Genomic DNA, 15,147 nt, shown 5'->3' on the forward strand with positions numbered 1-15,147 from the left:
CTGGTCCGATTGATGACTTCGCAATCTCAATCATCCCAGGTCAGGGCACCATTCTTCATTCACGACACGGAATCAGCGTGAAAGCACGAGGCTAGCTCCCGCACGGCCGCGGACAGCTCATCGCGTGACGATGCCCTTGCCAGAGTGGTGCCTTGTTCTTCGTCCACCGATCCGGGGGCTACAGGTCGTGGCGCTGCTGCGGATCGGTCGTCGGCGGACACGCCAGCCATGAGCGCTGGGGTGTTCGTTGGATTGTGACGATCGGCGAGCGCGGTGGCCGCGGCCCCGCCGGCTACACAGAGAACCACCGCGGCCACGAGCGATCCACTCAGCCCGGCAACGGCCGTCGACCTGGCTGATGCGCCCGAGACCTTCTCGTCGTCGAGCACGTCGAGAAAAGCAGATCGAACTTGCTGACTGCCTTGGCAATCGAGACCGGACGCCCGCTCCCATGGAGCAGTAGGCGGTGCGGCCCTGGGTTCCTGCCGAGATCGACCGTGCGCGGTGTGCGCGGTGGCCCGAAACCCCTATGATCGAACCGGGCTGCGCGCGGCCATACATCATGCGAGCGAGACGTGTATGGACGGCCATCGCGAGGTAGATATGAAGATGAAGACGTCCCGGGCGCACCCCCCGACCGAGCGTGCGACGCGCGCGGGGGAACAGAGGTAGCGGGCCGGATGGACCTGACCACAGCTTCGGGGGAGGGAGGCATCCGATGTCGCCCCGCCGCACGCGCGACACCCGAAGGCTGCGGCCCCGTGGCTCCGAGGGTGAAGGCCGCCGAGGCACCGCGAGGGGACGTGTGCATACCAATGGGGAGCGGGCTGGGGTCAGCTTTGCGATGCCGTGCCAAGGAAGGTCCTTCAGTCCAAGAGTCGTCCCGGATGGAACAGATCGATATCAAACGAGCCACGAACAGGTTACTACTACGTGGGTTAGTTTCTCTCCGCGCGGGCGCGCCGAACCGGCGCCCCTCACGGTTCCATCAGCGTTTTAAGTTGACCAGTGGGTCAGGGCTATGCGCTGGGGCGGAAACAGTTCGCAACGATGACAGCGCCCGACTAAAGCGTTTGCACGAGCGACCCCGCTAGGCGCGGTAGAAGCCCCACGTTGCCGGAGGCCTTGAACTACGTCGATGGTAGTAGTGCCACAGTGGTAGTAGTGCCACAACGGTGCAGCGCCCCTGAGCACAACCATGGACCAACCGAAGGACGGCTGTCTACCGGTTACGGCCTCGAATAGCACTTCATTCTTTGGAGCCGATCGCCGCTGTCCTCCGTGATCTGGGCCGTGCAGACCGGGACGACGGTCAGAGGCCGAATGCGCCGCCGCTGACGAGGATGACGATTCCGAGAACGATCAGCACGAGCGGGAACAGGATGTGTTCCCACCGTTCCAAGATCTCGGCGATGGCCTTGCGGGTGGTGAGGAACTTCGCGGTGAACACCAGCACGGCGACCAAGAGCAGGAACACGACCGAGTAGGCGACGATCGCCGCTGTACCCACGGTCGCGAAGACCGGGACGTAGACGCCGATGTTGTCGCCGCCGTTGGCGAAGGTCACCGCCGCCACCGTCCAGACCGCGACCTTCTTGCCCTCGAACCGTTCATCGTCGTCGCCGTTGTTGCGCCATGCTCTCCAGGCGGCGAGCAGACCGAGCAGCAGAGGAATGAGCCCGAAGTAGGCGATGGCTTCTTCGGGCAGCAGCGCCGTGACTCCCAGCGCTACGAGGACCGACGCGGCGAGGATCGCTCCGAAACCGAGATATTGTCCGGTCGCGATGGCGGCCGTTGTTCCGCGGGTTCCCGCGCCGCGGGCGAAGAACAGCGAAAGCACGATGATGTCGTCGATGTTGGTCACCAGGAAGAGTCCGATGGCCTGCAGGATCGAGGTAACCATTCCGGCGGATGCCCTTTCTCTGGGAGTGCACTGCTGCTCGGCTGACACGCAGTTGTGTCGCGTGCCGTAGCCGCTGTCATGGGAGTGGCTATTTCAGTTTCGATCACGCGCCGGTGATGTCGGCGCGGGCGCAGGAGTGTGGTTGGGGAGTTTGGCGGCGATGGCCGCGGCCAGTAGTGCGCTGATGGCGGCGCTGGCAAGGAACACTGCGGACATGGCGTGGCTGTAGGCGTGGGCGCTGGACGCGGCCAGATCGGCGCCCGCTGGGCCGGGAATCTGGGTCGCGGCAAGTTGCGCTCCGGCGATGTTGTCACGCGCCGCGCTGACCACTGGTTCGGGCAGGCCGCTCAGGTGGGGGTCGAGGTCGCGGGTGTAAACGACGGTGAGCAGGGTGCCCAGGATCGCGACGCTGAACGCGGCACCGACCTGTCGAATGGCCATCAGCAACCCAGCTCCTGCGGCGCTGCGATGCTCGGGCAGGCTCGCCATGACCGCGTCGACAGCCGGCGCCAACGCCAGCCCGGCTCCCAGGCCCACGGTCGCCAGGCACACCGCGACGAAGCCGTAGCCGGAGTCGACGGTGATGCGGGATGCGAGCACGAATCCGGCCGCGGCGATCACCATGCCGGTGGCGATCGGGATTTTGGCGCCGAGTCGGGTCACGATCTTGTCCACAGCGGCTGCGGCGACGATGATCGCCAGCACCAGAGGCACCAAGCGCAGGCCGGTGCCGAAGGCGTCGTGGTAGCGCAGTATCTGCAGGTATTGCGGCAGCACGAACAGCACGCCGACCAGGGTGAAGGTGCCCGCGGTTGCGGCCAGGGTGGGCCAGGTGAAGGCCGGATTGGTGAACAGTGCCAGATCGACCAATGGGTCGCGGGCACGGCTTTCCCACACCAGAAATCCCGCGATCAGCCACACACCGGCCGCCAGAGCCGCGAGCACGACGGGATCGGTCCACCCGTACGCGGGAGCCTGGATGATGCCGAATACCAGCGCCGCCGTACCGGGCACGGCGGTGAGGATCCCGAGCCAGTCCAACGCCGGTGCATGCGGGTCGACCGATTCGGGCAACAGCACCACACAGGCAACCAGGGCGGCGACACCGACCGGGACGTTGATCAGAAACACCGAGCCCCACCAGAAATGCTGCAGCAGCCAGCCACCGACGATCGGCCCCAGCGGCAACCCGACACCCAGTGCACCGACCCACACCGCGATCGCGCGGCGACGCTGGTCGGGGCCGAACAGGGTCGGCAGGATCCCCAGCGACAGCGGCACGATGATCGCGGCCCCGATGCCCATGACCGCGCGGGCGGCGATCAGCGAGCCGGTGGACCCGCTGAAAGCGGCCCAGGCCGAGGCGGCGACGAAGGCGACCAAACCTATCAGCAGCAGCCGTTTGCGACCGTAGCGGTCACCGAAGCCGCCGGCGGGCAGCATGAGCGCGGCGAAGACCAGGGTGTAGGCGTTGACGATCCACTGCAACTGGGTGGTGCTCGCGCCGAGGTCTTGGGCCAGGGTGGGCAGGGCGACGTTGAGAACCATCAGGTCCAGCCCGACGGTGAGCAGGGCGACGACCAGCGCCGCCAGCCCTGCCCACCGACGTGACGGGCCCGGCTCAGTCCCGGTCGTCGGCGTGGTGTTCGGGTGAGAGTGGTTCTCGCTCATCGGAGTTTCCGATCAGAGTGGCGATGATGAGGGCGGTCGCGCCGAGCACGATGAAGGTGTCGGCGAGGTTGAAGGTGGGCCACCAGCCGGTGTGCAGGTAGTCGGTGACCACACCGTCGGGGGCCCGGTCGATGACGTTGGCGGCGGCACCGCCCAGGATCGCGGCGAGCGCGACGCGGGTGAGCAGGTTCGCGCGCGGCGCGACCACCCATCCGCCGACCGCGACCGCGGTGGTGATCACCGTGGTGAGCGTGAGCATCACCCAGCTCGGTGCGTCGGCGGCGATCGAGAACGCCGCTCCCGGGTTGAACGCCAACTTAAGGTCCACCGGACCCGCCTCGATCGGGGCCCCGGCCAGCGTGGTCTGCGCCCACGCTTTGAGCGTGAGGTCGATACCGGCCAGCGCGGCCGCGGCAGCGACCCACCGCAGTCGCCGCCCCCACCGCGACACGGTGGGAGCAGACGACGCGGTGGCGGTCACGCGGGCGCTCCGGCCAGTACCGGTGCGGGCTTTGCCGCCGAATCGGTCAGCGAGGCCAGGGGTTTGGTGCGTCCGGCGCGGACACCGTTGGCGATGACGACGATCTCGGCGAGTTCGTGCACCAGCACCACCGCCGCCAACCCGAGAATCCCGAACAGCGCGAGCGGGATCAAGATCGTGATCAACCCCAACGACAAACCGACGTTTTGCAACATGATCCGGCGAGCCCGACGAGCGTGCTCGAGAGCCCGCGGCAGGTGCCGCAGGTCCTCACCCATCAACGCCACATCCGCGGTTTCGATAGCGACATCGGTGCCCATCGCGCCCATCGCCACACCGAGGTCGGCGGTTGCCAGTGCGGGGGCGTCGTTGACGCCGTCGCCGACCATCGCGGTGAACCGGTCGCTGCGCAGTTCGCCCACGATGTGGGCCTTGTCCTCCGGGCGCAGATCCGCGTGCACGTCCTCGATCCCCGCCTCAGCGGCCAGAGCGGCGGCGGTGCGGGCGTTGTCACCGGTGAGCATCGAGACCCGGATTCCCAGCGCGTGCAATCGGTCGATGACCTCGTGTGCCTCGGGCCGCAGTTCGTCGCGCACAGCGATCGCACCGATCACCTGGCCGTCGAGCTCGATCAGCACCGCGGTCGCCCCCGCGTGCTGCATCCGTTCCACATCGGCGGCCAGAACACCCGGTTCGATCCAGCCCGGACGGCCCAGCCGCGCCCGGCGTCCGTCGACGCGGCCGGTCAACCCGGCACCGGTGACCGCCTCGACGTCGGTGGCGGGAGTGACGGTGTCGACGGCGGCGAGGATGGCGCGGGCGAGGGGATGTTCACTGCGCGATTCCAGCGCGGCCGCGACCGCCAGCACCCGGTCCCCGTGCACACCGCCGGTGGCGGCGATCTCGACGACGGCAGGCTTGTTCGCCGTCAGCGTGCCGGTCTTGTCCAGCGCGACCTCGCGCACCCGGCCCATCGCCTCGAGTGCGGCACCGCCCTTGACCAGCACACCCAGCTTGCTCGCCGCACCGATCGCGGCGACCACGGTCACCGGCACCGAGATCGCCAGCGCGCACGGTGAGGCGGCGACCAGCACCACCAGCGCACGTTCGATCCAGGTGACCGGATCCCCGAAGAGCGCGCCAATCACCGCGATGGCTGTGGCGGCGATCATGATGCCGGGCACCAGCGGTTTGGCGATCTTGTCGGCCAAGCGTTGAGCGTCGCCCTTGCGGGCCTGCTCGGCCTCCACGATCCGCACGATCCGTGCCAGGGAGTTGTCCTCGGCGGTCGTGGTGACCTCGACGGTCAGCACACCGGTGCCGTTGATCGCCCCGGCGAACACCTCCGCGCCCGGCCCGGCTTCTACCGGTACCGATTCGCCGGTGATCGCCGAAACATCCAGCGCGCTACGCCCGTCGACGATCACCCCGTCGGTCGCGACCCGCTCACCGGGGCGCACCAGCATCCGATCCCCGACGCGCAGCTCGGCAGGGGCGATGACGGTTTCGGTGCCGTCGCGTAGCACGGTGGCCCGGTCCGGTACCAGGTTCAACAGGGCGCGCAGCCCGCGGCGGGTGCGCGCGACCGCGTACTCCTCGAGGCCCTCGCTGATGGAGAACAGGAACGCCAGCATGGCGGCTTCGCCGACCTCGCCGAGGATCACCGCGCCGATCGCGGCGATCGTCATCAGCGTGCCGACACCGATCTTGCCCTTGGCCAGCCGTTTGAGCGTGGAGGGGACGAAGGTGTATGCACCGACGAGCAGTGCGGCGATCTCCAACCCCAACTCGACGGCGCGTGGGCCGCCGGTCCAGCCGACGATCAGTGCCGCGACCAGCAGCACTCCGGCGACCGCGGCGGCGCGCAGTTCACTGACTTCCCAGAGCTTTTCGGGTTCGCGTTCCTCGGCCTCGCCGTCACCGGCGGGTTCGTCGTGGCCGCAGCCGCATGCGTCGCTCATGCTCGTACCTCCGCGCTCTCCGTCTCGGTGGTGGAGTCGGTGCCGTAGTTCGGGCACAACGCCACCGCATTGCCTGTCGCCGCGAGCAAGGTCTCTGCCGAGGCGAGTAGGTCCATCAACTCCGGGCGGGCCAGGCTGTAGAACACCTGCCGCCCTTGCGGGCGGCCCACGACCAGCCCGCAGTCGCGCAGGCACGCTACGTGCGCCGATACCGTTGACTGAGCCAGTCCGAGCCCGGCCATCAGGTCCAAGACCCGCGCTTCCCCGCACGCCAGCCGGTGCACGATCGCCAACCGTGTCGCATCGGAGAGGCTGTGGAACAGGGCCACCGCCGGATCCAACCCCTGCGTCTCGACGAGGCAACCCCCGCCATCATTAATCGCCATAAAGCGATGATAGCGGCGAAAGCTATTGATATCGAGTGAGAGTGTGATTAATCTCGTTTCAACGATTACATCGTGATATGGCGATCAATTCGTGGTCGCTACGGAGGGAGGACGCGTGAACCAGCAGAAGTCCGCCGTCGTCGAGAACTCGCCTCAGCAACCATCGCCGCCGGGCTCGCCCGGAGTGCTATATCGGTGGGGCGTTCTGATGGCCCGGCGCAGACGTGCGGTCCTGGCGGTCTGGGGACTGCTGCTGGTGGTGTGCGCGGTGGCCTACCCGCTGCTCGAGAACCGGCTCGGTGCGATGGATTTCGGTGTCGAGGGCTCGGAGTCCACCGAGGTGGATCGCCTGGTTGCCCGGCACTTCCCGCAGTTCGGTACGGAACAGGCGGTCATCGTGCTGCAGTCTGGCGCGGTCACCGCCACCGACGCCGAGTTCCGTGCAGCGGTGGCTCGCACGATCACCGCCGCCACCGCGGTCGAGGGCGTGGTCGACGTCGTCGGCCCCTACGACGGGCTGCCCGGATCCCAGATCTCGGCCGACGGTCACGTCGCGATCGCGCTCGCCGGCATGGACGGCGACATGGCCGAACGCGCGAAAGTCGCGCGCGACCTGCAAGACGCCATCGCCACCACCGGCGACGATTCCATCGACGTAGGGGTCACCGGGTACTCGGCGGTACAGAACGCGGCCACCGAACTGCAGAACGCCGACCTGGCCCGCGCCGAGGCAATCGGCATCCCGGTCGCGCTGGTCCTGCTCGTCCTCGCCCTCGGCGCCCTGGCCGCAGCGGCGGTCCCGATCGCAGTGGCCATCGCCGGGATGCTGACCGCGGTCGGAGTGTTGTTCACCCTCACTGCTGTGACCGCGTTCGATTCGCTGACCGTGGCCATGGCCACCATGGTGGGCCTCGGCGTCGGTATCGACTACGCGATGTTCATCGTCAGCCGCTTCCGCGAAGAACTCACCCACCACACCGGGCCAGACCATGCCGCGATCAGCGGCGCCGTCGGTCGCTCCCTCGCCACAGCAGGCAAAACGATTCTGGTCTCGGGCTTGGTGGTGATGATCTCGCTGTGCGCGTTGATCATCATCCAGGCACCGATCTTCCGTGGCATCGCCATCGGCGTCGCCACCGCCGTCACCAGTATGCTCACCGTCGCCGTCACCCTGCTACCCGCCCTGCTCGCCGCCTTGGGCCCGGCTGTCAACCGCGGTAGTCTCCCGGCCCGCTGGCGCCCTGCCGACAGCGCCACCGACGCTCCCGGCGTTCTCGGTGGCCGCTGGGCGCGCTGGGCGTATCTCGTCATGCGCCGACCCGTCCTCTTCGGCACCGCGGCCGCAGCGGTGCTGGTCCTCGCCGCGCTGCCGGTATTCGGGATCCGCTACGGCCTCGACATGGGCACCACCGCCCTCGACGACACCCCGACCGGACGCGCCAGCACCGCATTGAACACCAACTTCCCGCCCGGAGCACTCTCCCCGGTCGAGATCATCGCCACCGGCCCCAGCGACACCCCACTCACCGCAGACGCCGAAGCACGGGTCAACCGATTCCTGACCGAGATCGACGGCGACGCCCGCATCGACACCGTCCTGCCCGCCCAGCTCAATGACGGTCGAATGCTCGCGATGGCGATCCCCTCGGTCACCTTCGACTCGATGGCCGCCACCGACCTCGTCCGCGACCTGCGCAACACAGCCGCCGGCGCAGCCGGAGCCGAGATCCGCATCGGCGGCAGCACCGCCGAATTCGTCGATCTCTCCGACGAAATGACCACCAAACTTCCGCTGGTCGTAGCCCTGGTGCTGACCGCCTCGCTGGTCTTCCTCATCGCCGCTTTCCGCAGTATCGCCTTACCCCTCAAGGCCATCGCGATGAACCTGCTCGCCACCGGCGCCGCCCTCGGTATCACCGTCGCGGTGTTCCAGTGGGGTCTGGGCGAGAATGTCCTCGACTTCACCAGCCCCGGATTCGTGCAGGTCTACCTACCCACCGTGGTGTTCGCGCTACTGTTCGGGCTCTCGATGGACTACGAGGTGTTCCTGATTCGTCGCATCCGCGAATACTGGGACGCCAGCGGCGACAACCAGCGCGCCGTCGCGGCCGGGCTCACCCACACCGCACGCCCCATCACCGCGGCCGCCGCGATCATGATCGCCATCTTCGCAAGCTTCCTCACCGCCGACATCCTCGAACTCAAACAACTCGGACTCGCCCTTGCCGTCGCCGTCGCCATCGACGCCGTCCTCATCCGCCTCGTCCTCGTCCCCGCCCTCATGCGCCTGCTCGGCGGCTGGAACTGGTGGCTGCCCGCCCTCAGGTTTCGCCCACCCAACACTCGCGCACCACGGGCCGCCGCTGAGTAGCGCGGCGATCAGACCAGGTTGATTCGTCGCGGACACGGGACCGGCCGCCGGGGCCACACCGCCCTCGGGGGCAACCGTCACGGCCGGTCTGACCTTCGAGTCGAGTCGAAGGTTCAGGGTCGCGGGGTGGTGATGATGCGTATTACCCAGCTGGCGCGGCGGAGCGGTGTCCCTGCCACCAGCTGCGGCTCTACGTCGGATCTGGCCGAGTTCGTGGAGGCCGGACCGTTCCTGGAAGCGTTCCTCGTGTTGATCGTCATCCCACTGACGCTGGCGTGGCTCACCCCAGGTGTACCGCGCGCCGGGACCGGGCAGCGGGTCTCGGCGCGCGGTGAGCACCGGCGATGGCGCCGTTGATGGCTACGGTGCTGATCACCGTGGTGGCCTCGCAGGCGCCAAACTCGGTGACGGCCTGAGCCAGGTCGCGGCGGTGGTGCGGGCCGGAGTGCCCGCGTCGCCGGAAGGTGTGGCTGCGCAGCCCTCATCGCAGCCGCGGGCGCGAGTCATTGGCGGGACCAGATCAGTCCGAGGAGCCCGAGTCCGATGGGCGAATCCGAGCGGTTGGAGCCATGACAGGCTCACCAGCAGCGTGCCGCTGCTCAGTGCTACGGCCGCGATCAGCAGCGGGGCACCACCGCGCAACAGCCCAGGCAGCAGTGCCGCGGTCCCGATGCAAGCCCGCCAGCGGCGTGTCTAGGTCGCAGCAGCCACAACGGCCTCCCCCGCAGCTCGCCGAGCCACCGCTGCCTGGCGCTGGGTTCGGTGTCGATGGGACAGGGCAGCAGGGGGATTCGCTGCGCTCGAGCAGGTCTTCGCGTCCGGCCGCCAGCGCGGCGGCCAGGGTGTCGCCGGACCGCGGTGAGTTCGGCGAGCTCGGCATCGACCTCGGCGAGCTTGACACCCAGTCCCAGCCGCGGTGAACCCGCCGACGGTGAGCGGCTGCCGAGACGTGAGGGCTGTCGAGGGCGTTCATGTCCGGTCACCGTCCGGTACCTGGTCGATGCGGGTGCAGCACGTCAGGGCGGCGGCGTTGTCGGCCGCGAGCAACCGGGCGAGCAGCACCAGTTCGGCCACGCGCGGGTCTCCGACCGTGTACCGCAGCTTCTTGCCGTCGCGGCGCGCGACGATGTATCCGCAATCGGCCAGACACGACAGGTGCACCGACACCCGCGGCTGGGAGATGCCGGCGTGCGCGACGCAGTCGGCCGAGGTGCGTTCGCCGGCGAGGATGTATTCCAGCAGCTTCAACCGGGTCGGATCCGACAGGGCGCGAAAGAACTTCGCCGTCGTATCCAGATGTGTGCACGCCAGCTCGTCGCCGGGCACGGCGGTCGTGGACCGGGACATGGGGCACCTCCACACCACTTGAACTATTCGCTTAAGCGCATAGTATGAGCCCTGTAGGTATTCGTCAATGCGAATAGCAGCCGTTGGCTGGCGACGCGGTTGCTCAACCCCTCAGGAGGCAGGCGTGGCCACGACACAATCCCGTCCGGATCTGGCGATCGTCGGGTCCGGTTCGGCGGCGTTCGCCGCCGCTATCGCCGCGGTCGGCCACGGCAGGTCCGTGGTGATGATCGAGCGCGACACCGTCGGTGGCACCTGCGTGAACGTCGGGTGTGTGCCGTCGAAGACGTTGCTGGCCGCCGCGGAGGCCCGCCACGCCGCAGCCGCCGCCGACCGGTTTCCCGGCCTGGGTGCCGCTGCGGTGCCGCTGGATTTTCCGGGCCTGATCGCCGGTAAGGACGCGCTGGTCGCGCAGCTGCGGGCAAACAAGTACATCGAGCTGGCGGGCGAGTACGGGTGGGAGATCGTCTCCGGCACGGCAGTGTTCGACGGCACGAGTGCGGCGCCGGGGTTGCGGGTCGGAGCGAACGACGGCGGGACCCGGGTGATCGAGGCTGGCCATTACCTGATCGCGACCGGTGCGACGCCGTGGATCCCGCCGATCGACGGTCTGGTCGAGGCCGGGTATCTGACCTCGACCACCGCCATGGACCTGAAGCGGCTCCCGGAGTCGCTGATCGTGATCGGCGGCAACACTGTCGGGCTCGAACAAGCCCAGTTGTTCGCCCGCCTCGGCGCCCGGGTGACGGTGATCGAGGCCCTGGGGCGGCTGGCGCCGGGCGAGGAACCGGAAATCTCGGCCGCGATCGAGGCTGTCTTCGCCGATGAGCATATCGCCGTGTTGACCGCGGCCACCGTCGAGAAGGTCCTGGCCGGTGGCGGCCACAAGCTGGTGAGCGTGCGCACTCGGGCCGGGGTCAGCGAGCTGCGGGCCGAACACGTGTTGGTCGCGACCGGTCGCCGCCCGAACACCGCGGGGCTGGGCCTGGAGGCGGTCGGGGTCGGTGTCGACGGGCGCGGCGCGGTGATCGTCGATGACCGTCAGCGCACCGGCAATGCCCGGATCTGGGCGGCCGGGGACGTGGCCGGGGGCCCGCAGTTCGTGTATGTGGCCGCCGCGCAGGGAACGCTGGTGGCCGACAACGCGTTCGCCGACGCGGATCGGGTCCTGGACTACGCCACAGTGCCGCGGCTGACGTTCACCAGCCCCGCCATCGCCGCCGTGGGGCTCACCGAGGCCGAGGCGGTGACGGCCGGATACCGGTGCCGGTGCCGGACGCTGGCGTTGTCGAGTGTGGCGCGGGCGCTGGTCAATCGCGATACCCGTGGCCTGGCCAAGATCGTCGCCGACGCCGATACCGGCCGGATCTTGGGCGTGCACGCGCTGGCCGAGGGTGCCGGAGACCTGATCACCGCCGCCGGATACGCGATGACCGCGGGTATGACCGTCGACCGGCTCGCCCACAGCTGGGCGCCGTATCTGACCATGGCCGAAGCGTTGAAACTGACCGCCCAGACCTTCACCACCGACGTGACGAAACTGTCCTGCTGCGCAGGCTGACGATCTCCTCCAGGAAAGGCCGAGATGAACGGGCACATGACGATCGGCGTGTTGTCGGCGCGGACCGGGGTGAGGGTGAAGGCGTTGCGTGAATACACCGACCTCGGGCTCATCCACACCCTGGGGCGCAGCGCGGCCGGCTACCGCCTGTACACCGATGACGCACTGTGGTGTGTGCGGTTCATCGGCGAGCTGCGCGGGCTTGGGCTCACCATCGCCGAGATCTGCCAGCTCACCGATGACGCCGTCGATAGTGGAGACGGAGCGGTCGGCGCGCGTCTGGCCGAGCTACTGGAGCGGTCGCGACAGCGGCTGCACCGCCGGATCAGCGACGCCCAGCAGATCCTCGACCGCATCGACGACTTCACCAGCATCCACCGTGCGCGGTGGGCCGCCGACGATGTGTGCTGGACCGAGGTCCGTGCCGATGCCCGACGCGGGCTTGACTCTGCCCCCGGGGGCAGACCCTACCGTCATCGACATCGCACCCGACGCATTCTCGGAAAGGCTGACTCTCATGAGCACCGACTCCATTCCCGCCGACGTTTTCGCCACGATCGCACCAGCCGACCGTGACCGGGCGCTGCTGCGGGCCGCGCTGCGGCTGCTGGCCCACGGAGCGCCGGTCACCGTCACGGAGTTGGCGGCCGCAGCCGGTGTCGACGCCGGAGATCTCGAAGAGACACCGATCGGCGCCGACATCGAATACGACGAGCAGGGCCGGGTCCTCGGGTGGGGATTGACCCTGAATCCGACCCCGCACCGATTCACCGTCGCAGGCCATCAGCTCTACACCTGGTGTGCGCCCGACACGCTCGTCTTCCCCGCCGTGATCGGGGCGAGCGCACACGTCGAATCCGAGTGCCCGGTTACCGTCAGCGCCGTGCGATTGACCGTCGATCCAGTCACGGGAGTCACCGACCTGCAACCGGCCGCCGCGATGGTGGCCTTCGTCGACCCCGCCGGGATCCGGGGCGGGCAGGTCCGCGCCACCTGCTGCAATCCGCAGATGTTCCTGGCCACTCCCGACGCCGCCGAGCAGTGGCGATCCGAGCATCCTGGGATGACCGTGCTACCGGTCGCCGACGCCTACACCCAGCTCGCACGCCCACTGGCCGAGGCGCTCATCGACCCGGCCGGCGAGGCGCCGTGCTGCTGACTCAGAACAGGGTGTCGCGCACCCACAAGGGCCGGTACCCGGTCGGGCCGAGCTGGGCGAGTTCGGCGTCGATATCGGTCTTGAACGCGCCGAAGAAGACCTCCGATCACACCAAGAGGTCAAGCCGCGATCTCGAAGGACGCGTCCTGAGCGGGCCCGAACGCCTTGATCGGGTCGTAGTGCTGACCGGTTTGCAAGCAGTAGTGGAGCTGCCCGAGCAAGCGGTCGAAGAGGTGCCGAAGCGCAGCGGCGTGCCGATCGCCGCGGTCGCGTCCTCGGCGTTAATGGTCTTGGGGTGCGCCGGCTTTCGCCATCGCGGCGAACGCCCAAAGGAATCCTGCAGCGTTGAGTCGGTTGTTCTTCACCACGCGGCGGGTAATCGAGATGCTGCGCCCGGAGGCCCGCGTGATCAGCACAGAACCGGCGTAGGTCCTTCAGCGAACGGGCGTCGGTGAACCGCTCGCGGTCGTCGCCGATCTCGCCGAGCACCCGAGCGCCGGAGAGGTCAGCCAGGCCAGGAAAACTGGTGATCACCGCGTAGTCGGGGTACTGCTGGAATGCCTCGGTAGTGGCCTCGGTGAGCTGATCCACGGCGGCGCATTCAGCATCGACGCCACCCAGCAGCGCGAGGGCCTGGCGGCCGAAGGCATCCGCTGATCTACAGATCGAGAGTCAGGGTGGCGGTGCGCGCTCGAGATACGCACGGGTAGATGACTCCGGTGACGAGCGCTACTGACACGAGTGACGAATCCCCAGGTCGCCAACTGACATCCAAATGACGGATCTCAGGCCACGTGTTGCATCTGATGCAATATGCAGGGGCTTACTTGACATAAGATAGGGGCTTCACCGTAGGCGGCTTTGTAGGCGGCCGCGAACCGTGCCACATGAGCAAACCCATTGTCGTAGGCGACGTCTGCAACGGTGGCTGCGCCTCGAGTTCTGTCGGAACGGGTGGAGAGTGTCAGAGCGCCGCGGTCAGATCGTGGGGGTCAAGTGCGAGCGTCGACAGGGTGTAGAGCGAGTCCTTCTTTCGGATGGAAATGGGCATGTATGCGATTGAGTCGTTCGATCCACTCGATGCCGGTGAGTGAGTCTGGTCCGTGGTCGAATGGGCAGGTTCAGTCCTTGGACTGCGGTCGACATGAGTAGTGCGCGACTGTGTGGTGCCTAGGTGGTCTGGTCGTCGACTGTGGCGTCGCCGGCGTTGTGTTTGACCGACTCGATCCCGGTTCGCGCTGAGGCCTTCGACTCATATGCGTGGCTGGCGGCGATGATTTCGCCGTTGGCTGCTTCAGATGGAAACGGTTCTTGCCGGGCCTCGTCGGTGAACAGTTCGAACTTCGCGGCCATCGTTGGGGTTCCTTCCGGTCGGGAGTGCCGCAGTCACTACAAATCGAATATGCGCGACCGTGGGCTCGACTTCTCCCCTCGAGACCTGATCCGGTGCTGATTTGTCCCTGGCCTTGCGGTCCTGCACAACGCTGGATGTGCGGCGTCGGCGATGCCGGTATCTCATTCTTATTCATCGGTACCATCCGTCGTTAGGTGACGAATCCTGACACCAGCGGGCGCGGCGGTCACCACGCCTGCCGTTCACGTCTCTCGCCGAGTGTGCAGACCGAGTATGATCCAGGCGCCAGGTCTCGATGAGTCCGCAAAATCTGTAGACGATTGAGCGCGATGTCGAGATTGTGGATGGCGCGGTGATGGTTGGGCCCGCCAGAGACGTGTAGTGCCAAGCTGGATCTCTCCGCCGTGAGAGCGAGTCTTTCAGCCGCCCGCACTACTAATTTCCGGGGGGACACAGCTCCTCGCCCCTGGATAATTTCGGCCGCCCGCTCGACTTCGGGCCGATGGCGGCGAGTAGGTATTTTGCGCGGTGGGAGGTGTTGCGCGCTTCGCGGACGGCGTCGAAGGGGTACAGCTCATTCAGACGATATGTTGTGACGAGTGCGGTCAACAACTCGACGACCTCTGCTAGGTCTGCGTGGTCACCGGCTGCGTCGCGCGGTCGTCGCGCCCGGGTGTCGAGCCGAGCGCGTATTAACAGCCGGTGCCGATCGAGTTCAAGGGCGAGCAGTAGCCCCTGCAGGCGTGTGGTTGCGCGGCTCTGCTCAAGTGGGACCATTCGGATCAGCCTCAATCCTCAGTTGCCGCAGAATGTCGGTTTGCGTCGCTTGGTTGGTCGACGTGACAAGCCAGCGGCGCGCGTCCGAGAACTGGATCTGTGAGCTTTGCCCGCGAGGGTGGGGAAAGGTCCACGAGATCGAGGGTCATCAATCGCCTGAAACGCCCCGGGTTTGT

General features: G+C 67.5%; 12 protein-coding genes. 5 read left to right on the top strand and 7 right to left on the bottom strand.

Translation table 11 applies throughout. The features are described from left to right. Positions 1 to 1,312 precede the first annotated feature (1,312 nt). From AMD30_RS20550 to AMD30_RS20570, 5 genes are all read right to left on the bottom strand, one after another. Complete coding sequence (locus AMD30_RS20550; RefSeq protein ID WP_005179560.1) at positions 1,313 to 1,903, bottom strand: cadmium resistance transporter; 591 nt, start codon at positions 1,901 to 1,903, stop codon at positions 1,313 to 1,315. A 93-nt stretch (positions 1,904 to 1,996) separates the two neighbouring features. Next, positions 1,997 to 3,574, bottom strand: a complete 1,578-nt coding sequence (locus AMD30_RS20555; protein WP_005179563.1) for a DHA2 family efflux MFS transporter permease subunit — start codon at positions 3,572 to 3,574, stop codon at positions 1,997 to 1,999. Further along, positions 3,525 to 4,055, bottom strand: coding sequence for a signal peptidase II (gene lspA / locus AMD30_RS20560; RefSeq protein WP_005179567.1), 531 nt, complete (start codon positions 4,053 to 4,055; stop codon positions 3,525 to 3,527). The genes AMD30_RS20555 and lspA overlap by 50 nt, the downstream gene beginning before the upstream one ends. Continuing rightward, entirely contained in the window at positions 4,052 to 6,016 is a 1,965-nt protein-coding gene (locus AMD30_RS20565) for a heavy metal translocating P-type ATPase (RefSeq protein WP_006902503.1), read from the bottom strand. Before AMD30_RS20565 ends, lspA begins: the two co-directional genes overlap by 4 nt. After that, complete coding sequence (locus tag AMD30_RS20570) at positions 6,013 to 6,402, bottom strand: ArsR/SmtB family transcription factor (protein ID WP_005179570.1); 390 nt, start codon at positions 6,400 to 6,402, stop codon at positions 6,013 to 6,015. The genes AMD30_RS20565 and AMD30_RS20570 overlap by 4 nt, the downstream gene beginning before the upstream one ends. Before the next feature lie 208 nt (positions 6,403 to 6,610). Between AMD30_RS20570 and AMD30_RS20575 the strand changes: the two genes are divergently transcribed. Both AMD30_RS20575 and AMD30_RS20580 read left to right on the top strand, forming a co-directional pair. After that, positions 6,611 to 8,773, top strand: coding sequence for an MMPL family transporter (locus tag AMD30_RS20575; RefSeq protein WP_007240197.1), 2,163 nt, complete (start codon positions 6,611 to 6,613; stop codon positions 8,771 to 8,773). Between the two features lie 132 nt (positions 8,774 to 8,905). Then, the gene (locus AMD30_RS20580) at positions 8,906 to 9,130 is read left to right on the top strand and encodes a hypothetical protein (RefSeq protein WP_223374213.1); all 225 of its coding nucleotides are present in this window, start codon (positions 8,906 to 8,908) and stop codon (positions 9,128 to 9,130) included. 612 nt (positions 9,131 to 9,742) lie between these two features. Here AMD30_RS20580 and AMD30_RS20590 read toward each other — a convergent pair. Next, positions 9,743 to 10,120: an ArsR/SmtB family transcription factor gene (locus tag AMD30_RS20590; protein ID WP_005179587.1), complete on the bottom strand. Its 378-nt coding sequence runs from the start codon at positions 10,118 to 10,120 to the stop codon at positions 9,743 to 9,745. A gap of 124 nt (positions 10,121 to 10,244) precedes the next feature. Between AMD30_RS20590 and merA the strand changes: the two genes are divergently transcribed. The 3 genes from merA to merB are packed head-to-tail and all read left to right on the top strand — an operon-like array spanning position 10,245 to position 12,840. Next, positions 10,245 to 11,681: a mercury(II) reductase gene (gene merA / locus AMD30_RS20595; RefSeq protein ID WP_055476916.1), complete on the top strand. Its 1,437-nt coding sequence runs from the start codon at positions 10,245 to 10,247 to the stop codon at positions 11,679 to 11,681. Positions 11,682 to 11,705: 24 nt separating this feature from the next. Then, positions 11,706 to 12,257: a MerR family transcriptional regulator gene (locus AMD30_RS20600; RefSeq protein ID WP_005179589.1), complete on the top strand. Its 552-nt coding sequence runs from the start codon at positions 11,706 to 11,708 to the stop codon at positions 12,255 to 12,257. Continuing rightward, positions 12,199 to 12,840: an organomercurial lyase MerB gene (gene merB / locus AMD30_RS20605; RefSeq protein ID WP_005179592.1), complete on the top strand. Its 642-nt coding sequence runs from the start codon at positions 12,199 to 12,201 to the stop codon at positions 12,838 to 12,840. Before AMD30_RS20600 ends, merB begins: the two co-directional genes overlap by 59 nt. Before the next feature lie 1,170 nt (positions 12,841 to 14,010). Here merB and AMD30_RS20610 read toward each other — a convergent pair. After that, a complete protein-coding gene (locus tag AMD30_RS20610; protein WP_055476917.1) occupies positions 14,011 to 14,193 on the bottom strand; it encodes a YegP family protein in 183 nt (60 codons plus the stop codon). Positions 14,194 to 15,147 lie beyond the last annotated feature (954 nt).

Origin of the sequence: Gordonia sp. HS-NH1, assembly GCF_001418765.1 — a bacterium.
Classification (GTDB): Bacteria; Actinomycetota; Actinomycetes; order Mycobacteriales; family Mycobacteriaceae; genus Gordonia.